We start from the raw sequence: 24001 nt of genomic DNA, 5'->3' as shown, positions 1-24001 counted from the left end.
ATTTCCCCCCGTCTCCTGGGAGTGCCCCCTTGCGCATTCATCGCTTTTTCCTGTTCCTTTCCAAGGGGATGGCCATTCTGGGCGGCGTCGTTCTGACGGTGCTGGTGCTGCTGACGGTGGTCTCGATCACCGGGCGCACGCTGAACTCGATCCTGCACTGGGGCTGGCTCGGGGAGAGCGGGATCAGCCAGCGGCTGATCCAGATGGGCGTGGGGCCGGTAACCGGGGATTTCGAGCTGGTAGAATCGGGTATCGCCTTCACCATCTTTGCCTTTCTGCCGATCACCCAGATCACGGGCGCCCATGCGGTGGTCGATGTCTTCACCGCCGTGTTGCCGCCCCGGGCGAACCGGGCGTTGATCGCGCTCTGGGAGTTGATCTTTGCCCTGGCCATGGTGGTGATCGCCTGGCGCCTCTACGAGGGGATGCTGGGCAAGATGAAGTACAACGAGACGACCTTCCTGCTGCAGTTCCCGGTCTGGTGGGCCTATGCGGCCTCGCTTGCGGCGGCCTGCGTGGCCTCTCTGGTGACGATCTACTGCGCACTGGCGCGGCTGGGAGAGCTGATCACCGGCCGGGCCATCCTGCCCGCCGAGGGGGAGGCGGTGCATTGAGCGACTTCATGATCGGGATGCTGTCCTTTCCGGTGCTGCTGGGGCTGATCTTCCTGCGGATGCCCATCGGGCTGGCCATGCTGGTGGTGGGATTTGCCGGGCTGAGCCATGTCACCGGCGGCACGACCGTGGCGCTCTCCAAGCTGAAATCGGAAGCCTACGTCACCTTCTCGAGCTACTCGCTGTCGATCGTGCCGATGTTCCTGCTGATGGGGCATTTCGCGACGCTGGGCGGCATGAGCACGGCGCTGTTCAAATCCGCCGAGAGCTTCCTCGGCCATCGCAAGGGCGGCGTGGCCATGGCGGCGGTGGGGGCCTGCGCGGGCTTTGGCGCGATCTGCGGCAGCTCGCTGGCCACGGCGGCCACCATGAGCAAGGTCGCCCTGCCGGAACTGCGTCGCCATGGCTATTCCGGCGGGTTTTCCACCGCGACACTGGCGGCGGGCGGCACGCTGGGCATCCTGATCCCGCCCTCGGTGATCCTCGTCTTCTACGCCACGCTGACGGAACAGAACATCGCCAAGCTCTTCATGGCGGCCTTCGTGCCTGGGGTGCTGGCGGCGCTGGGCTACATGATCACCATCGCGATCTACGTGCGACGGCACCCCGGATCGGCAGGCACCCGCGAGCCGGTGCCCATGGGGGAACGGATGCGGACGCTGGTGGATGTCTGGCCAGTGCTGCTGGTCTTCCTGCTGGTGATCGGGGGGATCTACTCGGGCATCTTCACCCCCACGGAGGCCGCGGCGGTGGGTGCCTTCGGCACCGGGCTGATCGCCTGGATCGACGGCGGGCTGCGCGGGCGGGCCTGGTTCGACAGTTTCTATGCCACCGGAAAATCGACAGGAATGATCTTCTTCATCGTGCTGGGGGCGGCCTTCTACAACGGCTTCCTGGGCACCACGCGGATGCCGCAGGACCTGGCCGACTGGGTGGGTGCACAGGGCTTCAGCCCCTGGACGGTGCTGGTGCTGATCCTGGTGCTCTACCTTCTGCTGGGCTGCCTGATGGATTCGCTCTCGATGATCCTGCTGACGGTGCCGATCTTCTTCCCTATGATCTCGAGCCTCGATTTCGGGCTGGGGGCAGAAGACCTGGCGATCTGGTTCGGGATCATCGTGCTGATCGTGGTGGAGGTGGGGCTGATCACGCCCCCGGTGGGCATGAACCTGTTCGTCATCAACTCGATGGACCGCGAGACGCCGATCGCCAGCACCTATCGCGCTGTGACCTGGTTCGTCGCCTCGGACATCATCCGCGTGGCGCTGCTGGTGCTTTTCCCGGGCATCACCCTCTTCATGCTGCGCCTGTTCAGCTGAGGCGACGATGCCGGGGAAGACAGATAAACCCCTCCCGGATCAGGGGGATGAGCCGGGGGGCGATGCGCGGCTGCGTGGCTTTGTCGGCTATGGGATGAAGCGGGCCTATGCCCGGATGCAGCAGGATGCAGCCCGGGTGCTCGAGCCGCTGGGGCTGCGGCTCTCGACCTTCTCGGCGCTGGTGGTGATCCGGGAGAACCCCGGGATACGGCCGAGCGAACTGGCCGCGCTCCTGCAGATCGAGCGGTCGAACACGGTTGCAGTGGTCGAGGCTCTCGAGGCGGGCGGGCTGGTGGAGCGGGCACGGATGGCGCGGGACAGACGGTCCTTTGCCCTCAGAGTGACGACGCGGGGCGAGGGGCTCTGTCACCGGGCACTGGCCGCGGTGGAGGCCCATGAAGCTGCCCTGCTGGAAGGATTGAGCGGCGCCGAAAGGGCAATGCTGAGGACGCTTCTGGCACGGGTCGAAGCAGGCCAGGCTGGACACTTTCGGGCCGCGCCGGGCGCGCGCCCCGAAGCCTCCGGCGGGGATATTTCGACACAGGGAAACGGGGAAAGCTCCTGAAGTTTCCCTGTTCCCAAATATCCCGGGGGAGGCTCCCGCAGGGAGACGGGGGCAGAGCCCCCCGGGGCGGATCGCCGAAGCGGGGAGGGGTGCGATACGGGCTGGCCGAGAGGGCAGGCCTTTGGAGGGTAAGACATCGGCGCACCATACCAATTCCCGGAGTGGTCGGAGCCGGATGACCAGCCTGCCGCAGATGGTGCTGGCACTCTGGATCTGGCTGAACCCGCGGCTGTTCCCGGCGCCGCGCTCGATCGGAAACTGGATGTCGGCGGGCCTTCTGGGCGAGCGGCTCCGGGTGACGGGCGAGGTCAAGGCGCGGGAAACCGCTACGGGCTGAGACTTTCGAACGATCGGGCATGGCGGTGCCTTGCCAATCGTGGGCGGCCTGCATAGCGTTCGCGGCGACCTGACCCGAGGAGCCCGCGCGTGCACCAGAGTGATCCGAGCCAGAAACCGCCCGCCATGATGACCGGGGGCGGCCCGTCCGGGCAGAACGTGATCACCGGGCTCGTCGTGGCGATCGTGGGCTTTTTCAGCTCTTTCCCGATCGTGCTGCAGGGGCTGCGCGGCGTGGGCGCCGATGACCTCGAGGCGGGATCGGGGCTGATGGCGGCGGCGGTGGCCATGGGCCTTGCCGGCATCGGGCTGAGCCTCTGGCGCCGGCAGCCGATCAGCGTGGCCTGGTCGACGCCGGGCGTGGCGCTGCTGGCGGCGAGCCATCCGGTGGCGGACGGATTTTCCGGGGCGGTCGCGGCCTTCATCTTTGCCGGGGCGCTGGTGTTGCTCTCGGGGCTGTTCCGGCCGCTGGCGCGGCTGGCCATGGCGGTGCCGACGGCGCTGGCCCAGGCGATGCTGGCCGGCGTGCTGATCCACCTTTGCACCGCGCCCTTCCTGGCGCTGGCCGAGGCGCCGAAGGTGGCCCTGCCCATCGTGCTGACCTGGTTCATCGCCGGGCGGATCAACAAGCTGGCGGCAGTGCCGGCGGCAGTGCTGGCGACGCTGGCGGTGACGCTGGTGGCCGCGGGCGGGATGCCCGAGCTGCCCGGGCCGCTGATCACCCCGCCTCATTTCACCATGCCGGAGTTCTCGGTGGCGGCGGTGCTGTCGCTGGGCCTGCCGCTGTTCATCGTGACCATGGCCACGCAGAACATCCCCGCCATCGCGGTGCTGCGCAGCTTCGGCTACGAGCCGGCGCCGGGGCCGATGCTGTCGGGCGTGGGGGCGATGAGCATGGCCTCGGGGGCCTTCGGCGCACCGGCGACCTGCCTGGCGGCGATCACGGCGGCCATGTGCTCGGGCGACGACAGCCACCCGGATCCGGCGCGGCGCTACTGGTCGGCGGTGATGGCAGGGCTGTTCTACTGCCTCTTCGGGCTGTTCGCGGTGGTGATCACCGGGCTGGCCGCGGCCGCGCCGGACTATGCGGTGGCGACGCTGGCCGGGCTGGCGCTACTGAATGTCTTTGCCAATTCCACCGCGGCGGCGCTGGCCGATGCGGAGTTCCGCGATGCGGCGGTGGTCTGTTTCCTTACCACGGCCTCGGGCATGGCGGTGCTGGGCCTGAGCGCGGCGGTCTGGGGCCTGGTGCTGGGCGGGGTGGTCTGGTCGATCACCGCCTGGCAGAAGACGCGGCGGGGCTGAGCGGCACTCAGCTCTCGGGCAGGTTCATCGGGTCGAAGGCACAGGCCTCGGCGGCGTCGATGAGCGCCTCGCGGAAACCGTCGACCGAGAAGATGCCATAGACCCAGGTTTCGCCGCCATAGGCCGCGCGGGAAACGGCGAAATCGACGCTGTCGCGGGCCATCAGCAGGGATTGCACCATCTCACCCACGAAGCCGGAGGTCATGTCGCCGGTGCCGCCGTTGTGCCAGCCGACAAGGAACATCTCGTCGCTCAGCCGGTGCTCGGCGTTGTCGATGAAGATCTGCGCGCTGTCCTGATCGGAGTCCCAGGGTTCGCCGTTGTCGTTGGGCCAGGGGGAGTAGTGATAGGTGAAACCGGCATTGAAGCCGCCGACGTCGAAGGCGAATTCGAGGGTGCCGGAGGTGTCTGCCGCGGCAATGGTGGTAAAGACATGGCAGCGCTCGCCGATGCGGGCCATGGCCCAGTCGCCGTGATCGCTATGGGCCAAGGCGGGGGCGACGAGGGAGGCGAAGAGCGGGATGAATAGCGGGACGGTGAGGCGGAAAGCCCTGCAGTGCATGCGAAATCTCCGGTCTGACGTGCCGGGAGTGTCGCGGCGGGGGCTGAACAGGGGCTTAAGGCACGGCGGCCGGACGCGGAAAATCCCGCACGGTTTGCGCGGGATTTTCGGAAGTTTGGACAGGCCGTGAGGGAGAGCCCCTGCGGCTCAGCCTGCGAGAGGCAGGTCGAGCAGCGCGCGCGCCTGCTGCCAGGTGGCGACGGGGCGTTCGTATTTCTCGCAGAGGTTGGTGACCCGCATCACCAGCGCCGCGTTCGAGGGCGCGAGGGTGTTCCTGTCGAGGCGGATGTTGTCTTCCAGCCCGCAGCGGGCATGGCCGCCGCATTCCACCGACCATTCGTTGACGGTGAGCTGACCGGCACCGATGCCGGCGGCGCACCATTCACTGTCGGGCAGCAGGCGGGCCATGGTGGCGCGGTAATAGTCGAAGACGTCACGGTCCACCGGCATGGCGTTCTTGACCCCCATGACGAACTGCACGTAGGGCGATTTTTCGAGCTTGCCGGCGCGGTACATCGCGGCGGCCTGGTGGATGTGCGAGAGGTCGAAGGCCTCGATCTCGGGGCGGATGCCGAAGGTCTTCATGGTGTGGGCGAGCCAGTCGACCAGGTCCGGCGGGTTCTCGTAGACGCGGGTGGGAAAGTTGTTCGACCCCACGGAGAGCGAGGCCATGTCGGGGCGCAGTGGCAGCATGCCGCCGCGGGTCTTGCCGGCCCCGGAGCGCCCGCCGGTGGAGAACTGGATGATCATGCCGGGGCAGTGCTTTTCCAGCCCCTCCTTCAGGGCGGCAAAGCGGTCGGGATCGGAGGAGGGGGTCTCGTCGTCGTTGCGTACATGGGCATGGACGATGGAGGCGCCGGCCTCGAAGGCCTCCTGCGTCGATTCGATTTGTTCCGAAACGGTGATGGGCACCGCCGGATTGTCGGATTTGCGGGGCAGCGAGCCGGTGATGGCCACGCAGATGATGCAGGGTTTCTGAGCCATGGCCAGAGGTTAGCCGAGGCCGGTGCGCTGTCAACGAGGAAGGCATACGGAGCAGCCAAAAGCCGGTAGAATTGGCAGGACGAAGGGAGAGGCGGATGATCACCATCGAGAAGGTCCGGGATGCGGACCAGGGCGCGGCGGTGCGGGACCTGGCCTATCAGTTCATCGACTGGCTGGCGGAACGCTATCCCGAGATGGAGGTCGAGATTGCCGCCTACATGGAGGCGCAGCACTTTCACGAACAGATCCGCGACGTGGTGCGCTACTACGGGCCGCCGAAGGGGGAATGCCTGCTGGCGCGGCTCGACGGGGTGCCGGCGGGGATCCTGATGATGAAGGACAAGGGCGGCGGCATCTGCGAGATGAACCGGATGTACGTGAGCGATGCGGCCCGCGGCCACGGCGTGGCGCGGGCGCTGATCCGCGCGCTGGTCGAGGAGGCGCGGGCGCTGGGCCAGCGGCGGATGATCCTCGCGGCGCTGCCACGGCACGACGAGGCGCTGGCGCTCTATGCCAGCGAGGGGTTCCTGCCCGATGACCGGCCGCTCGATCCGGGCGGACCGGAGAACAGCGTGCAGCTGGGGCGCGACCTGTAGCGGATCCGGGCGCGGCGGGGATTTTTTCGGGGGCGGGCGCAACTCTGCCCCACGGAGCTTCGTGATTGAGGGGGAGCGCGGGCAGAAAGCCCCGCCTGATCAACACCGGAGGATATGATGATCAAACGTAAAGCCATTGCCGCGGCGATGACCGCCATCACTGCAACTGCCGTCACTGCCACGGCTGTCCTGGCCGCCCAGAACCCCACCGTGGGCGGAGCGGCCATGTATGCCGACAAGACCGTCGCCGAAAACGCCAGCGCGGCGCCGAACCTGACCACTCTGGTCGCGGCGGTCAAGCAGGCGGGCCTGGTGGATACGCTGGCCGGCGAGGGGCCATTTACCGTCTTTGCGCCCACCAACAGCGCCTTTGGCCGGATCGACGAGGCCTCTCTGAACAAGCTGATGATGGAGGACAACAAGGCGCAGCTGCAGCAGATCCTGACCTGCCACGTCGTCGCCGCAGAGGCCTTCTCCAGCGACATCGCGGGGATGATCATGGATGACGGCGGGATGCACGCGGTGCCGACGGTTGGCGGCTGCATGCTCGAAGCTTACATGGAGGACGGTGCCCTGAAGCTGAAGGACGAGAACGGCCGGGTCGCGACTGTGACCACCGCCGACGTCGATCAGTCGAATGGCGTCGTGCATGTGATCGATCGTGTATTGCTTCCGGCCGGCCAGGCGGGTTGAACAAGCGCTTGAGTGCGGCCTGACGCACCTGGGATTTTAACGAGTGTTCAGGGTAGGAACGGGGTCGGGCCGTCCGAAAGGGCGGCCCGGTTTCCGTTTCACGCACAGGCGGCATGGATCAGGGGGAATAGAAGGGCGCATGGGTCAGCCAGGCGGTGCGCACCCAGCCCTGATGCGGATCGCTGACAAAGCGCGTGGTTGTGGTGCCGCAGAGCCGGTCGCGGCGATCCCAGACGATGCCCGCCCAGTCGCCGCTGTAGTCGAAGACGAGCACCTGCCGCCCGGTCTTGAGCCGTTGCACCAGGCGATGCTCGTCCGAGGGGCCGGCGTGGACGGGAAAGATTCCGTCGCCATCGGGACCGTCGCCAGTGATCACCCCGCGCGAGCAGGAGGGGTGCTGGCCGGTGGTGGCATATTCATGGATTGGCACGTCGTTCCGGCGCACGACCTTGTCCATCATCATGCGCAGCGGGAAGGACCCGAGCGCGGCGACCAGGATGGTGACGAAGACGATGATGACGATGCGCATGACCCGGGTCTCCTTTGACGCGGAGCCTGCGCGAGAAAGGTTTACGGAACATGCAGGTATGGCAAGGCCCCTAGAATGCAACGGAAATTGCCGCCCGCCCGGCCAGGGCCCAGGACAGGCAGGCCCCTAGAAGGAGGACTGGAACGGTGCGCGGATCAACCATTCGCTGCGGACCCAGCCCTGATGCGAACCGGTGACGAAACGCGCCGTGGCGGTGCCGCAGAGCCTGTCGCGACGATCCCAGACGATGCCGGACCAACCGGCGCGTTCCTCGAAGACGAGCACCTGCCGCCCGGTGTCGAGCTGCTGGACGAGGCGGTACCCCTCGGCCGGGCCGATGCGGATGGGCAGGCGGCCGTCGCCCGTCGGGCCGCTGCCCGTCAGCACGCCGCGCGTGCAGCTGGGCGAGAGGCCGGTCGAGGCGCGTTCGCGGATCGGGACGTGAGCAGGGCCGGACATTTCCGACACGATGGCAACCATCGGCACGGATCCGACCACCGCCGACACCCCGAGACAGAGGGCGGCGATTGCAAGGCGCATGGGTCAGACTCCTTTGCCAATACAATGACAGGCAAAGGTTAACCGCTTCGGAATTCCGAGCCGATTCAGGGGATTGTGAAAGTGATTGCCCGCAGGAGTGCAGCCTGAGGCCCGGCTGGGCGTTCCATACGGCGCCCAGTCAGGCGGTCTGGCGAGTCTCGCCCGCGGTCTCTTCGGCGTCGAAATCCTCGCAGAGCGGGCGGCCGTTTTCGGCGTGCCGGTCGAGCAGGCGTTCGAGCCGCCGCCCGAGGGGAATTGGGCGCGCGGGATCTGCGTGCAGGACGGTGCCGGGGGTCAGCAGGAAGAGCGCCTCGATCTCGCGGCGGTCGGTCTCGGTCAGCGAGCGCAGGGCCTCGGGACCGGTCAGCAGGGTTTCCACCGGCGCGCCATTGGCGATCACGACCTCGTGGCGGTCGAAGAGCAGGTGGATATAGAGTACATCCTCTTCGGCGGGCGCCTCCTCGGGAGCGCTGATGCCGGGAAAGCCCGCGAGCTTCTTGGCGGCGACCAGAACGCTGCCGGTCTCCGGGTACATGCGGCGCACCACCGGCGAACAGAGCATGACGCGGTGCTGTGGAGAAAGGGCGAGGTCGCGCCGGGGCAGGCCGGGCGCCAGGGCGCCGGCGGCAATCTGAACCGGGCGCAGCCAGGGCCGGCGGCGCAGCATCGCGGCCGGGGCGCGGCGCGCGGCGACCCAACGCAGTGGCTGTGGGCCGTGATCGAGGGTCGTGACCAGTTCGCCGGGGCGCAGGTCTTCGACAGGGCGCTCGCCGAAGGGGGTGCGGATCAGCGTGCCGCGGGTAAAGCAGACGGGGTTCGGCGCCACGGGACTGTGGCCCGGCGGGGCGGTCGGATCGATCGCGGTCAGGTCGGCCGGATCAAGGGGATCGAAGTGCTTGTCGAGTTCGTCGGTATAGGGGGTCAGGTCGGTGCCATCGGCCACCGCGGCCGGGCTGTAGAGCGTACCCGTCCAGCTGGTGAGCGGCGGTGTGCCATCGAAGAGCATGACTTCGGAGCCGGCGTTCAGGCCATGCCCGCTCTCTGTCGCCTTGGAGAATTCCTTTTCGCTGATCAGCCCGTCGCCATCGGAATCGATGATGCGCACCACGGCACCGTCATCCGGGTCGATGGCCTCGCCCTCGGCATAGAGCGCCATGGTGACAAGCTGGGAATCACCGGTGGCGATGCCCTCGACGAGGGTCGTGCTGAAGGTCTGGAACAGCAGTGCCATCTTCGAAATCCCCTTTACCCGGATCGGGACAGGCAAGCATCCCGGTACACATGCAACACAACCTGCACGTGTTTGAGGGCCTGTGCAAGCTGTCCTTCCCCAGCGGAGCCTGCTCCGCATCGTGGATTACGCAGCGTTAACTGATTCGGGCGAAATCACGCCATTCTTTCGCGAAAAGCGGCCCAAATGGCAGATTTCGTGACCTTTGGGCGACAGGCAATCTGCCGCCCGGCCCGGGTCAGGCCAGCAGGCGGCGGGCGATGACCTGGGCCTGGATCTCTGCCGCACCCTCGAAGATGTTGAGGATGCGGGCATCGCAGAGCAGGCGGGAGGCGACATATTCCAGCGCGAAGCCGTTGCCGCCGTGGATCTGAAGCGTGTTGTCGGCGCAGGCCCAGGCGACGCGGGCGCCAAGGAGCTTGGCCATGCCGGCCTCGAGGTCGCAGCGGCGGTCGTGGTCCTTCTCGTAGGCGGCGAAATAGGTCAGCTGACGCGCCACCATGATCTCGACCGCCATCATGGCGAGCTTGCCCGAGACGCGGGGAAACTGCACCAGCGGGCCACCGAAGGCCTTGCGGTCCAGCGCATATTGCAACCCGGTGTCGAGCGCCGCCTGGGCCACGCCGATGGCGCGGGCGGCGGTCTGGATGCGGGCGCTCTCGAAGGTCTGCATGAGCTGCTTGAAGCCCTTGCCCTCTTCGCCGCCGAGCAGGTTCTCGCCCTTCACGGGGAAGCCGTCGAAGCCGAGTTCGTATTCTTTCATGCCGCGATAGCCCAGCACCTCGATCTCGCCGCCGGTGATGCCGGCATCGGGGAAGGGCTCCGCATCGGTGCCCGGCGTCTTCTCGGCCAGGAACATCGACAGGCCCTTGTGATCGGTGGTGGCGGGATCGGTGCGCGCCAGCACGGTCATCACATGGGTGCGGGCGGCATGGGTGATCCAGGTCTTGTTGCCGGTGATCGCGTAATCGCCATCCGGGCCCTTTACCGCGCGGGTGCGCAGGGCGGCGAGGTCGGAGCCGGTGTTGGGCTCGGTGAAGACGGCGGTGGGCAGGATCTCTCCGGAGGCGAGCCTGGGCAGCCAGTGGTCCTTTTGCGCGTCGGTGCCGCCACAGAGGATCAGCTCGGCCGCGATCTCGGAGCGGGTGCCGAGAGAGCCGACGCCGATGTAGCCGCGCGAGAGCTCCTCCGACACCACGACCATGGAGGCCTTGGTGAGGCCGAGGCCGCCGAATTCCTCGGGGATGGTCAGGCCGAAGACGCCCATTTCGGCCAGTTCCTCGATGATCTCCATCGGGATCAGCTGATCCTTGAGGTGCCACTCATGGGCCTCGGGCAGCACGCGATCGACGGCATAGCGGCGGAACTGGTCGCGGATCATCTCGAGCTCTTCCTCGAGGCCGGTGGCGCCATAGGTGACGTTGCCCTGCTGTTCGACGATCAGCTCGGCGAGGCGCGTGCGCGCGGCCTGGGTATTGCCGTGCTGCATGAGCGCCTGCACCTGCGGGGTGAGCAGGGCGGAGAGATCGGCGGGGGCAAGGCCCATGTCCTGCGGACGGACGATCTCGGATTGCGACATCTGGATGCCGCCGGCGATCTGCGAGAGGTATTCACCAAAGGCGATCTGATGCAGCAGCTGCTCGATTTCGGAGAAGCGGCCATCGGCCTGCAGGGCCTCGGCCCATTTCTGCATCTGGCGCAGGGCCTCGACATAGGTGGCGAGCCAGGCGAGGCCATGGGTGGCCGTCTGATGCGCCTCGACGGCGCGGGAGGAGACACGGCCCTCGACCTCGACCATGGCACGGACGGCGGTCTTCGCCGCCTGAAGCAGGGCCTCGGCGGGCGCCACGGCGGCGCCGGTCGTGGGCAGAAGCTCGGGCAGAAGAATACTGTCGCTCATCGTCAGGTCCTGTCCGTCATGTGCCATTGAATCACTCCTCCGTTTTGCAAGTGTAGCATGTAGCGCCTTCGCAGTCGCAGCGCAATATGTTTGCGTATGAAGCGTTTATGGTGATCTAAAATTACGTGACGGATTTCGTGGTGTGGGGCGCCGGGCGGGGTGATATGCAGCAGGCATGGAGTTTCTGCCCGATTTCATTTCCGGAGCCGCCCTTGCCGCCTGCCTGGCCGTCGCGTTGATTGCGGGGCTGGTGAAGGGGCTGACGGGCTTTGCCATGCCGATGATCATGATCTCTGGCATGGGCAGCATCGTGGGGCCGGAATGGGCGCTGGCGGGGCTGTTGCTGCCGACGCTGGCAACCAACGTCTGGCAGGCCTTCCGGCAGGGGCCACGGGCGGCCTGGGCGGCGGTGAAGGCACACCGGATCTACCTGGGCGCGTTGCTGGTGATGCTGCTGATCTCGGCGCAGTTCGTGCGGGTGATCCCGGAGCGCGTGGTGCTGATCGTGATCGGCGGGCCGATCATCCTGTTCGCGCTGAGCCAGCTGATGGGCCGCGAGCTGAGGCTGAGCCACCCGGTGTCGAGGGGCGTGCAGGCCGCGATCGGCGGCTTTGCAGGGGCGATCGGGGGATTTTCCGGCGTCTGGGGGCCGCCCACGGTGGCCTATTTGACGGCGCTGGACACGCCCAAGACGGAACACGTGCGGGTGCAGGGCGTGATCTATGGCTGCGGCGCGGTGATGCTGGTCTCGGCGCATACGGCCTCGGGCGTGTTGCGGGCCGAGACGCTGCCGTTTTCGCTTATCCTGCTGCCGATGGCGCTGCTCGGCATGTTCGCGGGCTTTCGCGTGCAGGACAGGATCGACCAGAAGGCGTTTCGCAAGGCGATCCTCGTGGTGCTGCTGGTGGCGGGGGGCAATCTGCTGCGCCAGGGGATCATGGGATAGTGCACAGGCCCTGTGCGGGGGCCGGGGGTTTGCGGGCGCGGGAGAGTGGACTAGCTCTGGTGCAAACAGGAGGATCCCATGGAAGTCGGACTCTATACATTCGGTGACGTCGGCCGGAACCCGGTGACGGGTGAAACGATCAGCCATGCCCAGCGGCTGCAGAACCTGATCGAGGAGATCGAGCTGGCCGACCAGGTGGGCCTCGACATCTTTGGCCTGGGCGAACACCACCGCCCGAATTACGCCGTTTCCTCGCCGGCCGTGGCCCTGGCGGCGGCGGCGCGGACCACGAAGACCATTCGCCTGAGTTCCGCCGTGACGGTGCTGAGCTCGGATGATCCGGTACGGGTCTACCAGCAGTTCGCCACGCTCGACGGGCTGAGCCAGGGCCGCGCCGAGATCATGGTGGGCCGGGGCAGTTTCATCGAGAGCTTCCCGCTCTTCGGCTACGAGCTGGGCGATTACGATGCGCTCTTCGAGGAGAAGCTGGCCATGCTGATGGCCATCAACGAGGGCGAGAAGCTGAACTGGGATGGCACCAGGTTCACCCAGAAGGTGGAGCGGCTGGGTGTCTATCCGCGCCCCGTCGAGGACCGGCTGCCGATCTGGATCGCCGCCGGGGGCACGCCCCAGAGCATGGTGCGCGCCGGTGCCTATGGCGCGCCGCTGGCGCTGGCCATCATCGGCGGCCGCCCGCGGCAGTTCGCACCGCTGGCGGACCTCTATCGCAAGGCCGCCACGCAGGCGGGGCATCCGGAAAAGGCGCGTGTGTCGCTGAACGTGCACGGCTACGTGGCCGAGAACAGCCAGCATGCCGCCGACACGTTCTTTCCGGCGCAGAAGGCCGTGATGGACCAGATCGGCCGCGAGCGCGGCTGGCCGCCGCAGAGCCGGGCGCAGTTCGATGCCTCGATCACGCCGGAGGGGGCGAATTTCGTCGGCTCGCCGCAGCAGGTGATCGACAAGGTGCTGAGCCTGAAGGAAGACCTGGGCTTTGACCGGGTCAGCATCCAGATGGCGATCGGGGTGATCGAGCACAAGGAAATGCTGAAGGCGATCGAGGTGCTGGGCACCAAGGTGGCGCCGGAGCTGCGCAAGGCCGGCTGAGCCCCCGCGGGGCTGTCGCAAAGATGAAAGAAGAGGCGCCGCCGCGGCGCGGCGTTACCGCCAACGGAAACACCGTTGAAGGGCAAGGAAAAAGCGCCCCCGTCCATGAGGACGAGGGCGCCGAAAATCCGTATTTGGTAATGAAACTGTTTGTTTGTAATAAGTTGCGAACGCGTTGGAGCGTCTTGGGAACATTCTCACGTTAGCGCGAGCACGACAAGTGCTGCAGTGCCGCATCGGAGCTTCGGTAAAATGTTGCCGGTCGTGGGGAACGTCATGCGCGGGCAAATGCCGGTCTGCCGCGTTTAGGCAATTGTACGTACTGGACGATACGGACCGATCATGGCCTTATGAAAGGTCATGTCGTGACGTTACGTTGTTTCCGCCCGATATTGCGTGAAACTTGCCGTAAATTGCCGAAATCATTCGGAAAAGTCAATATGTACAGGGGAGTTCATTTCCTGTGATCCGGCCTGTTTCCGCCGGTCGTCGGCGTGCCGTTCTTCAGGAGATGAAGGTGTTGCCGAAGCAGAGGTCGATGGCCTCGGGCGCCTGCATCGGGGGTACCACCTGGAAGGTCTGGTGCATCAGCACCTCGTCGCCACGGTGCACCTCGAAGCTCCAGGTGCCGGGCTGAAGTTCCCGATCATATTCGAACTGGAAACTGCGTACGCCCCAATCGGAGGAGAGGTTGGGGTTCCAGCTCTCGGTGGTGACGTTGCGCGGGCCGAAGGGCGGATGGTGCACGACCATCATGTAGTCGCCGGGCGCGGCATCGGGCGCCAACCGGATGTTGACGCCGAAGGAGATGCCCAGGGTGGCGGGCACCACGCGTGAATGCAGCGCGACCTTGGCATCGCCGGCCATCAGCAGGATGTAGCCGCTCTCGGTGCCAGGGGCCGGGGCGGTGCCGACATTGTCCACCGGGCAAAAGATGCCCGCCTCGGAGAGCTCGACCGGGGCGAGGGTGAAATCGCCGCTGACGGGGCTGGCCGGGCTCTGGGTGCCGGCAGGGATCTGCGGTTCGGCGGTGGCCGCGCGCGCGGCAGAGGGGAGCAGCGATGCGGATACCATGCCAGAGACCAGCAGCGCACCGAGGCTGGCGCGAAGGGGGGCGGCTGTACGGAGCCGGGTCATCGTCTGTCTCCTCCGGATCTGAGCCTGGTCGGCGCAGGGCACTCGTCAATTCGGCAATCATAGCGTGTAGGACCGGATCGGTCCTTGTCGGTCATGCGGGTTTCGGAGCCGCACGTCAAGTAACGGTTCCTTAAATATGTTTGCGCCCCGCCGGTCAGGGCAGGGCGCAGGCAGTATCGTCATGCGGGTGGGCGGCATTGCCGCCGGCGACAGCCTCAGCCGATGGCGGCGGCTTTCACGTCCTCGTCGATGTAGGGCAGGTACTGCTCGAAGTTCTCGGAGAACATGCCGACCAGCTTGGCGGCCTGGGCGTCGTAGGCGGTCTCGTCTTCCCAGGTCTTGCGCGGGTTCAGAAGCACGTCGGCCACGCCGGGCACGGACACGGGAACCTCGAAGCCGAAGTTCGGATCCTTGCGGAACTCGGCCTCGTTCAGCGAGCCGTCGAGGGCTGCGGTGAGCAGGGCGCGGGTGGCGCGGATCGGCATGCGCGAGCCGGTGCCGAAGGCGCCGCCGGTCCAGCCGGTGTTCACCAGCCAGCAGGTTGCACCGTGCTTGGCGATCTTTTCCTGCAGCAGCTTGCCGTATTCCTCGGGGCGACGGGGCATGAAGGGCGCGCCGAAGCAGGTCGAGAAGGTGGGCAGGGGCTCGAGCACGCCACGTTCGGTGCCCGGGGTCTTCGAGGTGAAGCCGGACAGGAAGTGGTACATTGCCTGCGCCGGCGTCAGCCGTGCGATCGGCGGCAGCACGCCATAGGCGTCGCAGGTCAGCAGGATGATGTTCTTGGGATGGCCGCCGAGCGCGGTGTCCGACGCGTTGGAGATGTACTCCAGCGGGTAGGCGCAGCGCATGTTCTGCGTCAGGCTCGAATCCTCGAAGTCGAGTTCGAAGGTCTCCTCGTCGTAGACCATGTTCTCGATCACGGTGCCGAACTTGTGCGTGGTGGCATAGATCTCGGGCTCCGCCTCGGGTGAGAGCGAGATCGTCTTGGCATAGCAGCCGCCTTCGAAGTTGAAGGTGCCGCGGTCCGACCAGCCGTGTTCGTCATCGCCGATCAGCGTGCGCGAGGGATCGGCGGAGAGCGTGGTCTTGCCGGTGCCCGACAGGCCGAAGAAGATCGCGGTGTCGACCGGATTGCCCTTGGCGTGGTTGGCCGAGCAGTGCATCGGCATCACGCCCTTCTCGGGCAGCATGTAGTTGAGCAGCGTGAAGACCGACTTCTTGTTTTCGCCGGCATATTCGGTGCCGCCGATCAGGATCAGCTTCTTGGCGAAGTTCAGGGCGATGACGGTATCGGACCGGCAGTCGTGCTTCTCGGGATCCGCCTTGAAGCTGGGGCAGTTGATGATGGTGAAATCCGACACGTAGTCGTTCAGCGCCTCGCGGTCGGGGCGGCGCAGCAGGTGACGGATGAAGAGGTTGTGCCAGGCCAGCTCGGACACGACGCGGACATTGATCGCATAGGCCGGGTCGGCTCCGCCGACGAGATCCTGCACGAAGTAATCCTTGCCCTTCATGTGGGCCAGCATGTCGGCGTAGAGTCGGTCGAAGCCCTCGGGCGACATCTCGGCGTTGTTTTCCCACCAGATGTTGTCGGCCACGTCGGGGGTCTTCACGACGTGCTTGTCCTTGGGCGAACGGCCCGTGTACTTGCCTGTCGTCACCAGGAAGGTGCCACCCTGGCCGAGCGTGCCCTCGTCGCGTTTCAGAGCGGCTTCGATCAGTGCGGGCTCCATAAGGTTGTAATAGACATCGCCCAGACCCTCGATGCCTTGATCCTCGAGCCGGAAATGCGGGTTCACCCGTCCAAATGCCATTGTCAAACTCCTGTAGCCGCTCCATGCGGCGGGTATCTTATCCGGGCTGCACGCCGGCGGACCGGAACCGGCACGGAGACGCACCAGTGAAGTGGTCCATAGCACGGCGGTTCGATTTGTGAACAGGCCGCTACCGAAGGTTAGCGCAACCAAATGCGGGTTAGCGCAACCACTTGTGGAATGTTGCTCACGCATGGGCAACCGCTGGTCCATTGTCGCATGGAACGGACATTTTCGCCACATTTTCGCCACATCTTGAGGGCGATTCGGGGAAAGCGTTTGCCTGTGCAGCCTGAACCGAACAGTATGGTGGGAAAAAATCGAACCATAAGAGCAGCATAGGAAGGCCATGATGTCGAAGATCGCCCTTGTGGACGACGACAGGAACATCCTGACCTCCGTGGCCATCACCCTGGAGGCGGAGGGATTCGAAGTGGCGACCTACAGCGACGGGCAAGCCGCGCTGGAGGCCTTCGAGGTCGCGCTGCCCGACATGGCCGTTCTGGACATCAAGATGCCCCGCATGGATGGCATGGACCTGCTCCAGCGGCTGCGCCAGAAGAGCGCCAGCCTGCCGGTCATCTTTCTCACCTCGAAGGACGACGAGATCGACGAGGTGCTGGGCCTGCGGCTGGGGGCCGACGATTACGTAAAGAAGCCCTTCAGCCAGCGGCTGCTGGTGGCCCGTATCCGGGCGCTGCTGAGGCGGCAGCAGGCGGCGGAGGGCGAGACCTTTCCGGTGACCGAGGAGACCGCGGTGATGGACCGCGGCCACCTGCGGATGGACCCGCTGCGCCACGCGGTGACCTGGAAGGGACGCGACGTGACGCTGACGGTGACCGAGTTCCTGCTGCTGCAGGCGCTGGCGCAGCGCCCCGGGTTCGTCAAGAGCCGCGATGCGCTGATGGATGTGGCCTATGACGATCAGGTCTATGTCGATGACCGCACCATCGACAGCCACATCAAGCGGCTGAGGAAGAAGATGCGCGGGGCGGATCCGGATTTCTCGGCAATCGAGACGCTCTATGGCATCGGCTATCGATACAACGAAGAATAGCATGGAGCGCAGCGCCCCAGCCCGCGCCGTTTCGGCGCCCGGGTCCGGACCGGGCCATCGGGGGAGGGCCGTGGCGTGCGCCTGAAGCTGTCGCCCCTGACGCGCAAGATCGTGCTGTTCAACCTGGTGGCGCTGAACGTGCTTGTGGCGGGGATCCTGCTGATGGACGGCTCACGCCAGAGCCTGCTGGAACAGCGCCAGGCCTCGCTGATGACCGAAGCTAGGCTGATGGCGGAGATCTTCACGGGCGAGCGGCCCGCCGGAACGGAGGCCCAGGACTCTCCTTTCGGCCTGCTCTCGGGCAACCGCGGCGGGGCCTGGGCAACGCTCTCTGCGCTTGAATTGCGGGGCGGGCGCACGCTGGTGCTGCTGGATGCCGATGGCACGGTGCTGGGAGAGCTGAGCGGCGATACCACCGAGGTGCCGGTGGCGGGCATCGACCAGCCGACCCACATCATGGATACGCTGAACATGGTCTGGGAGGGGCTGATCCGGCTGCTGGGGGGCGAGGACCGCGAGACGGGCAACCTGTCCGCCCTGGAAGAGGCGCGCCAGATGGTTCGGGCCGGCCTGACGCCGGGCGTGACTGAGGTGAGCGTGACCCAGAGCGAGGAAGGCCGGCATTACACCGCGGTCAGCCCGGTGACAGACAGCACCGGGCACGTGGTGGGGGCGGTTGCGCTATCGAGCCCGGTGGGCGGCATCGACACCATGGCCAGGATCGAGCGCGAGCGGGTGCTGCAGATGTTCATCATCGCCACCCTGGTCTCGATCGGGCTGAGCCTGATCCTTGCCTCGATGATCTCGAAGCCGCTGTCGCGGCTGGCAGATGCGGTGGAGCTTGACGCGAGCGGCGACCGGCGCCGGGTGCACGCCGGACGGGTGCGTATCCCGGACCTGAGCGAGCGGCGCGACGAGATCGGCCGGCTGTCGAAGGCGCTGCGCGGGATGGTCGATGCGCTCTATGACCGGATCGATTCCAACGAGCAGTTCGCGGCCGACGTGGCCCACGAGATCAAGAACCCGCTGGCCAGCCTGCGCAGCGCGGTGGGGACGCTGCGGGTGGCCCGGCGCGATGACCAGCGCGAGCAGATGCTGAGCGTGATCGAGCATGACGTGCGGCGGCTTGACCGTCTGGTCACCGACATATCGCGTGCCTCGCGGCTCGACAGCGAGCTGGTGACCGAGGAGGAGGAGGAGTTCGATCTGATGCGCCTGCTGCGCCGGCTGACCGAGCACATGGGCGAACTGGCGGTCCAAAAGGACATCGACTTCATCACCGACCTGCCACAGGACAGCCTGCGAATGCGGGGCCTGGAGCCGCGCCTGGCGCAGGTCTTCGTGAACCTGATCGACAACGCGATCTCGTTTTGCGAGGCGGGCGACGCGATCCGGGTCTGGGCACGGCGCCGCGGCAACCGGGTGCTGGTGGTGGTCGAGGACACCGGTCCGGGCATCCCCGAAGGTGCCTTGCAGAAGATATTCACCCGGTTCTACTCGCACCGGCCGGATGCCGATTTCGGCAACAACTCGGGCCTTGGCCTAGCGATCAGCAAGCAGATCGTGGAGGCCCATGGCGGGGTGATCTGGGCCGAGAACATCGCGCCCACGGAGGCAGACCCGCTGTCGGACCCGCTCGGCGCGCGGTTCGTCGTGGGCCTGCCGATCTGAGGGACGCCGGCGATGGAAGATCCGCAACACGACAATCTGCACGCGAGCTGCGTGGCCCTTGAGGGGCGGGCAGTACTGATCCTGGGGCCCTCCGGCGCGGGCAAATCCGGCCTGGCGCTGGAGCTGATGGCCCGCGGTGCTGCATTGGTCTCGGATGACCGGACGGAGATCCGGCGCGAGGGCAGCCAGGTGATCGCGGGTGCGCCGGCCGCGCTCTCGGGGCTGATCGAGGCGCGGGGGGTCGGGATCCTGAAGGCTGCGCCCGCCGGCGAGACGCCGCTGGCCCTTGTGGTGGATCTGGGGGTGACCGAGACGGAGCGGCTTCCGCCGCAGCGCAGCAAGATTTTGCTGGGGGTTTCTTTACCACTATTACACAATACTGGCACCGCGGCTTTCCCCGCGGCGATTCTGCAATACATGCGGGAAGGCCGCAGCGCGTAGACTAACCTATGCGTGCACGGCCCTGCACCACAAGAGGGCCCCATGCCCAACGGACACGACATGCCCAGCCTGACGCCACGGCTCGTTCTCGTAACGGGGCCGTCGGGGGCGGGCCGTTCCACGGCGATCCGCGCGCTGGAGGACATGGGTTTCGAGGCGATCGACAACCTTCCGTTGAGCCTGCTGCCGCGCCTGATGGACGGGCCGCCGCTGCGCCGGCCGCTGGTCCTCGGGGTGGATGCCCGCAACCGCGATTTCTCGACCACCGGCCTGATCGAGCTGCTCGACCGGCTGAGCGGGATCCAGGGCATGAGCCTGGAGCTGCTCTATCTCGATTGCCGGCCCGACGTCCTGTCGCGGCGCTTCAGCGAAACCCGGCGGCGCCACCCGCTGGCCCCTGCCGAGACGCCGGAGGATGGCATCGCGCGGGAGTTCGACCTGCTTGGCCCGATCCGGGAACGTGCCGACGTGCTGGTGGAAACCTCGGAGATGACGGTGCATGACCTGCGTGCCGAAATCGACCGGCTGTTTGCCCCCGAGGGCGGGCAGGGCCTGGCGCTGTCGATCCAGTCCTTCAGCTACAAGCGGGGACTGCCGCGGGGCATCGACATGGTTTTCGATGTGCGCTTCCTGAGGAACCCCTACTGGAGCCCGGAATTGCGCGGCCTGACGGGCATGGATGCCGCCGTGCAGGCCTACGTTGCAGAGGACCCGCGGTTCACACCTTTTCTCGAAAAGGTGAGCGACCTCACGGAGATGCTGCTGCCTGCCTATATCGAGGAGGGAAAGGCTCATCTCTCGATCGGCTTCGGCTGTACCGGTGGCCAGCATCGTTCCGTCACTTTGGCGGAAAGGCTGGGCCGGACCCTTGCGGAAGCCGGCTGGCAGGTGTCAATAAGGCACCGTGAACAGGAACGGCGCAAGGCCGGCGGCGGCGGGGGATGACCGTGGCCAGGCAAGCGGAAGGAAACCCGGCATTGATCGGCATAGTGATCGTGGCACATGGAGGCCTCGCACGCGAGTACAAGGCCGCCGTCGAGCATGTCGTCGGCGTGCAACCGGGCATTCAGGCCATTGCCATCGAGGCCAACAGCGACCGGGGCGACAAGCAGCGCGAGATCTGCGATGCCGCCGACGATGTGGATCAGGGCCAGGGCGTGGTCGTGGTGACCGACATGTTCGGCGGATCGCCCAGCAACCTCAGCCTGCTGGCCTGCCGCCCCGACGATCGGCGAATTCTCTACGGGGTCAATCTTCCGGCCTTGATCAAGCTGGCAAAGTCGCGCCATAAGTCCCTGCCCGAGGCTGTGCGCGACGCCACCGAGGCGGGGCGCAAGTATATCGACAGCCGCAACCTGAGCGGAGGCTGAGTGCCAATGAGCGACGCTGTGACGAGGACGTTGACCATCGTCAACGAAAAGGGGCTGCATGCCCGGGCCTCGGCCAAGTTCGTGGAAGTCGTGGAAGGGTTCGACGCCCGCGCCGAGGTATCGCGCGACGGCATGTCGACCGGCGGCGACAGCATCATGGGGCTTTTGATGTTGGCAGCCAGCAAGGGCTGCACTATTGATGTCGAGACTTCCGGCCCGGATGCGGCCGCCCTTGCAGATGCGCTGCAGACCCTTGTCGCGAACCGGTTCGGCGAGGACATGTAGAAACCGCGGCGGAACGGCTTGGGTCCTGCGTATCATGCGAGTGACGCGGACGTGATGACGGTGAAGGCATTGGTTGACAGCACGCATACCCCACGACAGAGCAGCCCGGCTGCGACGGATACGGTGGCGTACACGAAGTATGACCGGCGCTCTCTGACCTATTCCAACACCTTCGACAACGGTTTTCAGCGCAATGTCATCCGGACCATGGAGTGGATGACCGGCAAGCTGACGATCCTGCGGCTGATCCGGAAATTCGAGAAGCAGGGCGCTCCCCAGGGCCAGGCCTTCTGGAAGGCCTGCCTGGACGTGATGGGCATTCCGGTGACCACGCCGCAGGCGCAGCTGGAGCGGATCCCCGAGACCGGACCGGTGGTGGTGGTGGCGAACCACCCCCACGGCATGGTCGACGGCATGATCCTTGCCGAGCTGATCGGACGGCGGCGTCTGGATTACAAGATCCTGACGCGCTCGGTGCTGACGGGGATCGACGAGGTGGCCTCGTCCTACATGATCCCGGTGCCCTTTCCCCATGACCCAGAAGCGCAGAAGAAGATGATCGAGATGCGCGCGGAGGCGATGGCGCACCTGAGGGAGGGCGGCATCGTGGCACTTTTCCCCTCGGGCGTCGTGGCCTCGTCGGAGACGATGTTCGGCCCCGCCGTCGAGGCGGAGTGGAACGTGTTCACGGCGCAGATGATCCGCCGGTCGGGGGCGCAGGTGGTGCCGATCCATTTCACCGGGCACAATTCGCGCTGGTACCAGATGGCGAACCGGGTGTCGGCCACCCTGCGGCAGGGGCTGTTGCTGCACGAGATCGTCCATTCCCTGAACGCACCCCAGGCGCCCATCGTCGGTGACGTCGTGGCGCCGGAGGACATGGAGCGGCTGAAGAGCGATCCGCGGGGCTTCATGGCCTGGCTGCGGGAGCGCACGCTGAACCTGTGAGAGGGGCCGCCGCGAGGCGGTCTTTTCCCTTGGGAGCCGGCATGGGGGAGGGGGCTCTGCCCCACTTGCCAATGAAAAGGAGAGGGGCTCTGCCCCCTCGGGCCTGCGGCCCTCACCCCCGGGATATTTATGGCCAGATGACGGGGTAGCCCGGCGCCTTGGCCGGGCGGAGGTCTGACGGACCGATGCCCTACTGGTTGCGCAGCAGGCGGAAGACCTCGGAGGCGGCCCAGCCGGAGAAGACGGCGATGAAGATTGCCAGCAGCGCATAGGCCACGGCGTGGTTGCGGGACAGGTTGTAGAGCCATTGCTCCATCCCGACCTTGGACACCCGCAGGCCGGTCTCGTAGGTGGAGACGACCTTGCCCTCGCGGGTCAGGTAGACCTTGATGCCGTAGATCCCCTCGGTGAGGTTCGAGGGCAGAGTGATGTCGGTGGAAAAGAGCGTCTCGTCCTCGAAGCTGACGGCGCCGGGCTGGACGATGTAGTTGCCGGCCTTCTCCTGGATCCGGATCAGCGCATCGACGAAGTTGTTCTCGTCGAGCACGCTGTCGTCGGAGATGATCGAGCGCAGCACATGGGGGATCGAGACGCGGTAGCGCAGGTCCTCGGTGGCGGTCATGATCTCGTCGAGCGGAGCGGAAGTGGCAACGGCATAGTAGCTGGGCGCCGAGCTGATCAGAACCTGATCGGTATTGACCCAGATGCCGCCGACGCGCCCCTTGCGCATGACGTTGACGGATTCCGAGGGGCCCTTGACCGTTATCACCACCTGCAGCGGCGGCTCCGGCGGCGGCGTGTCGCGCTTGACGGCGCCGAAGATCAGGATCTCGGTGCCGTCGAAGCTGGCGTTGATCGAGACCCGGTTCTGGCTGAGGCCGAGGAGGATCTGTTCCTCCTGGGCGTCGGTGACGAAGGGCAGCACCGCGAAGAGCCCCGCCACCAGCAGCGCCGGCACTGCCGCCACCGGGCGCAGCATGGCGCGCAGGCGCGGGGCGAGGGAGAGGCGCACGCGCGTCGTCATGGCCGCGCCTCCGAGATCGTGTAGAGCTCTGTCGGGGTGACGAAGAGATCGAGCGCCAGTTTCCCGCAGACCAGCAACACCAGGAGGGCCAGCAGGATGCGGAGCTGTTCGGCCTTGAGCCGCGCGCCGAGGCGGGTGCCGAACTGGGCCCCCACGACGCCGCCGATCAGCAGGAAGAGCGCAAGGACGATGTCGACCGTGTGGTTGGTGACCGCGTGCAGGAAGGTGGTGAAGGCCGCGACGAAGATGATCTGAAACAGCGAGGTGCCGATCACCACCTTGGTGGGCATGCCCAGCAGGTAGATCATCGCCGGCACCATGATGAAGCCGCCGCCGACGCCCATGATGGCCGAGAGGATGCCCACGGCAAAGCCCACGAGGATGGGCGGGATAACCGAGATGTAGAGGCCCGAGGTGCGGAAGCGCATCTTCAGTGGCCAGGTGTGCACCCAGTTGCGCTGGCGGCGCCTGGGGGTGGGCGGCACCTTGCCGCCGCGGGTCTTGCTGATGGCCTTGAGGCTCTCGACGAACATCAGCGCGCCGATGGCGCCGAGAAAGACGACGTAGCAGAGGTTGACCAGCAGGTCGACCTGACCCAGTTGCCGCAGCAGGTTGAAGATGTAGACCCCTACTGCGGCACCGACGAGGCCGCCGGCCTGCAGGACGCCCCCCATCTTCAGGTCCACCGTCTTGCGCTTCAGGTGCGCGAAGAGGCCGGAGACCGAGGAGGCGACGATCTGGTTGGCGGAGGTGGCCACGGCCACGGGCGGCGGAATGCCGATGAAGAAGAGCAGCGGCGTGATCAGGAAACCGCCCCCCACGCCGAACATGCCCGAGAGGACCCCGACGAGGCCCCCGAGTCCCAGCAGCAGGAAGATGTTCACCGATACCTCGGCGATGGGGAGGTAGATCTGCATGGCTTTTCCTAGCCGGTTCCTCGCGTCAACTCAACGATGCTGCGCTGCGGCACCGGCAAAAGATGCGAAGCTGTTGCAACGACTTGAAAACGAAAACGGCCCGCGCGGCA

At 66.3% G+C, this 24001-nt stretch carries 26 protein-coding genes; 16 read left to right on the top strand and 10 right to left on the bottom strand.

All coding sequences use genetic code 11. The annotated features are described in order from the left end of the window. The first annotated feature begins 29 nt into the window (after nucleotides 1-29). From AC0WR5_RS17540 to AC0WR5_RS17520, 5 genes are all read left to right on the top strand, one after another. Nucleotides 30-614: a TRAP transporter small permease gene (locus AC0WR5_RS17540; protein WP_475865094.1), complete on the top strand. Its 585-nt coding sequence runs from the start codon at nucleotides 30-32 to the stop codon at nucleotides 612-614. Further along, complete coding sequence (locus AC0WR5_RS17535; protein WP_475865092.1) at nucleotides 611-1933, top strand: TRAP transporter large permease; 1323 nt, start codon at nucleotides 611-613, stop codon at nucleotides 1931-1933. The genes AC0WR5_RS17540 and AC0WR5_RS17535 overlap by 4 nt, the downstream gene beginning before the upstream one ends. A 7-nt stretch (nucleotides 1934-1940) precedes the next feature. Next, nucleotides 1941-2498, top strand: coding sequence for a MarR family winged helix-turn-helix transcriptional regulator (locus AC0WR5_RS17530; RefSeq protein WP_475865090.1), 558 nt, complete (start codon nucleotides 1941-1943; stop codon nucleotides 2496-2498). A gap of 121 nt (nucleotides 2499-2619) precedes the next feature. Then, a complete protein-coding gene (locus AC0WR5_RS17525) occupies nucleotides 2620-2835 on the top strand; it encodes a DUF6653 family protein (RefSeq protein ID WP_475865088.1) in 216 nt (71 codons plus the stop codon). A gap of 89 nt (nucleotides 2836-2924) precedes the next feature. Continuing rightward, complete coding sequence (locus AC0WR5_RS17520) at nucleotides 2925-4139, top strand: benzoate/H(+) symporter BenE family transporter (RefSeq protein WP_475865086.1); 1215 nt, start codon at nucleotides 2925-2927, stop codon at nucleotides 4137-4139. Nucleotides 4140-4146: 7 nt separating this feature from the next. On the opposite strand, the gene AC0WR5_RS17515 is transcribed toward AC0WR5_RS17520, so the two are convergent. Both AC0WR5_RS17515 and AC0WR5_RS17510 read right to left on the bottom strand, forming a co-directional pair. After that, nucleotides 4147-4701: a hypothetical protein gene (locus tag AC0WR5_RS17515; RefSeq protein ID WP_475865084.1), complete on the bottom strand. Its 555-nt coding sequence runs from the start codon at nucleotides 4699-4701 to the stop codon at nucleotides 4147-4149. 147 nt (nucleotides 4702-4848) lie between these two features. Continuing rightward, nucleotides 4849-5685, bottom strand: coding sequence for a 3-oxoadipate:acetyl-CoA acetyltransferase (locus AC0WR5_RS17510; protein WP_475865082.1), 837 nt, complete (start codon nucleotides 5683-5685; stop codon nucleotides 4849-4851). A 95-nt stretch (nucleotides 5686-5780) separates the two neighbouring features. On the opposite strand from AC0WR5_RS17510, the gene AC0WR5_RS17505 reads away from it, so the two are divergent. Beyond that, nucleotides 5781-6281, top strand: coding sequence for a GNAT family N-acetyltransferase (locus tag AC0WR5_RS17505; protein ID WP_475865081.1), 501 nt, complete (start codon nucleotides 5781-5783; stop codon nucleotides 6279-6281). Between the two features lie 114 nt (nucleotides 6282-6395). Then, on the top strand, nucleotides 6396-6974 hold the full coding sequence (locus tag AC0WR5_RS17500) for a fasciclin domain-containing protein (RefSeq protein WP_475865079.1): 579 nt from the start codon (nucleotides 6396-6398) through the stop codon (nucleotides 6972-6974). A 118-nt stretch (nucleotides 6975-7092) separates the two neighbouring features. Here AC0WR5_RS17500 and AC0WR5_RS17495 read toward each other — a convergent pair whose 3' ends face one another. The 4 genes from AC0WR5_RS17495 to AC0WR5_RS17480 all read right to left on the bottom strand — a co-directional run bounded on the left by AC0WR5_RS17495 (nucleotide 7093) and on the right by AC0WR5_RS17480 (nucleotide 11201). Continuing rightward, complete coding sequence (locus AC0WR5_RS17495) at nucleotides 7093-7503, bottom strand: SH3 domain-containing protein (protein WP_475865077.1); 411 nt, start codon at nucleotides 7501-7503, stop codon at nucleotides 7093-7095. Between the two features lie 126 nt (nucleotides 7504-7629). Further along, a complete protein-coding gene (locus AC0WR5_RS17490) occupies nucleotides 7630-8043 on the bottom strand; it encodes an SH3 domain-containing protein (RefSeq protein ID WP_475865075.1) in 414 nt (137 codons plus the stop codon). Nucleotides 8044-8182: 139 nt separating this feature from the next. Then, the gene (locus AC0WR5_RS17485; protein ID WP_475865073.1) at nucleotides 8183-9274 is read right to left on the bottom strand and encodes a Hint domain-containing protein; all 1092 of its coding nucleotides are present in this window, start codon (nucleotides 9272-9274) and stop codon (nucleotides 8183-8185) included. A gap of 238 nt (nucleotides 9275-9512) precedes the next feature. Further along, nucleotides 9513-11201 (bottom strand): acyl-CoA dehydrogenase family protein, encoded by a 1689-nt coding sequence (locus AC0WR5_RS17480; protein ID WP_475865072.1) that lies wholly within the window; start codon nucleotides 11199-11201, stop codon nucleotides 9513-9515. Between the two features lie 148 nt (nucleotides 11202-11349). Between AC0WR5_RS17480 and AC0WR5_RS17475 the strand changes: the two genes are divergently transcribed. Together AC0WR5_RS17475 and AC0WR5_RS17470 are read left to right on the top strand one after the other, a co-directional pair. Beyond that, nucleotides 11350-12120 (top strand): sulfite exporter TauE/SafE family protein, encoded by a 771-nt coding sequence (locus tag AC0WR5_RS17475; RefSeq protein ID WP_475865070.1) that lies wholly within the window; start codon nucleotides 11350-11352, stop codon nucleotides 12118-12120. Nucleotides 12121-12198: 78 nt separating this feature from the next. After that, nucleotides 12199-13227: an LLM class flavin-dependent oxidoreductase gene (locus tag AC0WR5_RS17470; RefSeq protein WP_475865068.1), complete on the top strand. Its 1029-nt coding sequence runs from the start codon at nucleotides 12199-12201 to the stop codon at nucleotides 13225-13227. 504 nt (nucleotides 13228-13731) lie between these two features. Here the strand turns inward: AC0WR5_RS17470 and AC0WR5_RS17465 are convergent. After that, the gene (locus AC0WR5_RS17465; RefSeq protein WP_475865066.1) at nucleotides 13732-14364 is read right to left on the bottom strand and encodes a DUF3859 domain-containing protein; all 633 of its coding nucleotides are present in this window, start codon (nucleotides 14362-14364) and stop codon (nucleotides 13732-13734) included. A gap of 215 nt (nucleotides 14365-14579) precedes the next feature. Next, nucleotides 14580-16178, bottom strand: a complete 1599-nt coding sequence (locus tag AC0WR5_RS17460; RefSeq protein ID WP_475865065.1) for a phosphoenolpyruvate carboxykinase — start codon at nucleotides 16176-16178, stop codon at nucleotides 14580-14582. Nucleotides 16179-16530: 352 nt separating this feature from the next. Here AC0WR5_RS17460 and AC0WR5_RS17455 point away from each other — a divergent pair, with 352 nt between their 5' ends. The 7 genes from AC0WR5_RS17455 (at nucleotide 16531) to AC0WR5_RS17425 (ending at nucleotide 21950) form a co-directional block, all read left to right on the top strand. Next, entirely contained in the window at nucleotides 16531-17235 is a 705-nt protein-coding gene (locus AC0WR5_RS17455; protein WP_475865063.1) for a response regulator transcription factor, read from the top strand. Nucleotides 17236-17310: 75 nt separating this feature from the next. Then, on the top strand, nucleotides 17311-18906 hold the full coding sequence (locus AC0WR5_RS17450) for an ATP-binding protein (RefSeq protein ID WP_475865061.1): 1596 nt from the start codon (nucleotides 17311-17313) through the stop codon (nucleotides 18904-18906). Between the two features lie 12 nt (nucleotides 18907-18918). After that, entirely contained in the window at nucleotides 18919-19347 is a 429-nt protein-coding gene (locus AC0WR5_RS17445) for an HPr kinase/phosphorylase (RefSeq protein WP_475865059.1), read from the top strand. Nucleotides 19348-19389: 42 nt separating this feature from the next. Beyond that, a complete protein-coding gene (gene rapZ, locus AC0WR5_RS17440) occupies nucleotides 19390-20292 on the top strand; it encodes an RNase adapter RapZ (RefSeq protein WP_475865058.1) in 903 nt (300 codons plus the stop codon). Nucleotides 20293-20324: 32 nt separating this feature from the next. Further along, a complete protein-coding gene (locus AC0WR5_RS17435; RefSeq protein WP_475865056.1) occupies nucleotides 20325-20717 on the top strand; it encodes a PTS sugar transporter subunit IIA in 393 nt (130 codons plus the stop codon). 6 nt (nucleotides 20718-20723) lie between these two features. After that, nucleotides 20724-21002, top strand: a complete 279-nt coding sequence (locus AC0WR5_RS17430) for an HPr family phosphocarrier protein (protein ID WP_475865054.1) — start codon at nucleotides 20724-20726, stop codon at nucleotides 21000-21002. A gap of 123 nt (nucleotides 21003-21125) precedes the next feature. After that, nucleotides 21126-21950 (top strand): lysophospholipid acyltransferase family protein, encoded by an 825-nt coding sequence (locus AC0WR5_RS17425; protein ID WP_475865052.1) that lies wholly within the window; start codon nucleotides 21126-21128, stop codon nucleotides 21948-21950. A gap of 190 nt (nucleotides 21951-22140) precedes the next feature. On the opposite strand, the gene AC0WR5_RS17420 is transcribed toward AC0WR5_RS17425, so the two are convergent. Further along, nucleotides 22141-22974: a TIGR02186 family protein gene (locus AC0WR5_RS17420; protein ID WP_475865050.1), complete on the bottom strand. Its 834-nt coding sequence runs from the start codon at nucleotides 22972-22974 to the stop codon at nucleotides 22141-22143. Further along, the gene (locus AC0WR5_RS17415; protein ID WP_475865048.1) at nucleotides 22971-23891 is read right to left on the bottom strand and encodes a sulfite exporter TauE/SafE family protein; all 921 of its coding nucleotides are present in this window, start codon (nucleotides 23889-23891) and stop codon (nucleotides 22971-22973) included. Before AC0WR5_RS17415 ends, AC0WR5_RS17420 begins: the two co-directional genes overlap by 4 nt. Nucleotides 23892-24001: the final 110 nt, after the last annotated feature.

The organism is Pseudooceanicola sp. DL12 (assembly GCF_056270665.1).
The sequence above is the reverse complement of the archived record's forward strand: the minus strand, read 5'-3'. Positions and strand labels throughout refer to the sequence as shown.

Bases quoted from the DNA above. Each gene is read 5' to 3' on its own strand.
- AC0WR5_RS17530 (WP_475865090.1), top strand. From the start codon at position 1,941: ATGCCGGGGAAGACAGATAAACCCCTCCCGGATCAGGGGGATGAGCCG.
- AC0WR5_RS17515 (WP_475865084.1), bottom strand. From the start codon at position 4,701: ATGCACTGCAGGGCTTTCCGCCTCACCGTCCCGCTATTCATCCCGCTC.
- AC0WR5_RS17510 (WP_475865082.1), bottom strand. From the start codon at position 5,685: ATGGCTCAGAAACCCTGCATCATCTGCGTGGCCATCACCGGCTCGCTG.
- AC0WR5_RS17505 (WP_475865081.1), top strand. From the start codon at position 5,781: ATGATCACCATCGAGAAGGTCCGGGATGCGGACCAGGGCGCGGCGGTG.
- AC0WR5_RS17500 (WP_475865079.1), top strand. From the start codon at position 6,396: ATGATGATCAAACGTAAAGCCATTGCCGCGGCGATGACCGCCATCACT.
- AC0WR5_RS17495 (WP_475865077.1), bottom strand. From the start codon at position 7,503: ATGCGCATCGTCATCATCGTCTTCGTCACCATCCTGGTCGCCGCGCTC.
- AC0WR5_RS17490 (WP_475865075.1), bottom strand. From the start codon at position 8,043: ATGCGCCTTGCAATCGCCGCCCTCTGTCTCGGGGTGTCGGCGGTGGTC.
- AC0WR5_RS17485 (WP_475865073.1), bottom strand. From the start codon at position 9,274: ATGGCACTGCTGTTCCAGACCTTCAGCACGACCCTCGTCGAGGGCATC.
- AC0WR5_RS17480 (WP_475865072.1), bottom strand. From the start codon at position 11,201: ATGGCACATGACGGACAGGACCTGACGATGAGCGACAGTATTCTTCTG.
- AC0WR5_RS17475 (WP_475865070.1), top strand. From the start codon at position 11,350: ATGGAGTTTCTGCCCGATTTCATTTCCGGAGCCGCCCTTGCCGCCTGC.
- AC0WR5_RS17470 (WP_475865068.1), top strand. From the start codon at position 12,199: ATGGAAGTCGGACTCTATACATTCGGTGACGTCGGCCGGAACCCGGTG.
- AC0WR5_RS17465 (WP_475865066.1), bottom strand. From the start codon at position 14,364: ATGACCCGGCTCCGTACAGCCGCCCCCCTTCGCGCCAGCCTCGGTGCG.
- AC0WR5_RS17460 (WP_475865065.1), bottom strand. From the start codon at position 16,178: ATGGCATTTGGACGGGTGAACCCGCATTTCCGGCTCGAGGATCAAGGC.
- AC0WR5_RS17455 (WP_475865063.1), top strand. From the start codon at position 16,531: ATGTCGAAGATCGCCCTTGTGGACGACGACAGGAACATCCTGACCTCC.
- AC0WR5_RS17445 (WP_475865059.1), top strand. From the start codon at position 18,919: ATGGAAGATCCGCAACACGACAATCTGCACGCGAGCTGCGTGGCCCTT.
- rapZ (WP_475865058.1), top strand. From the start codon at position 19,390: ATGCCCAACGGACACGACATGCCCAGCCTGACGCCACGGCTCGTTCTC.
- AC0WR5_RS17430 (WP_475865054.1), top strand. From the start codon at position 20,724: ATGAGCGACGCTGTGACGAGGACGTTGACCATCGTCAACGAAAAGGGG.
- AC0WR5_RS17420 (WP_475865050.1), bottom strand. From the start codon at position 22,974: ATGACGACGCGCGTGCGCCTCTCCCTCGCCCCGCGCCTGCGCGCCATG.
- AC0WR5_RS17415 (WP_475865048.1), bottom strand. From the start codon at position 23,891: ATGCAGATCTACCTCCCCATCGCCGAGGTATCGGTGAACATCTTCCTG.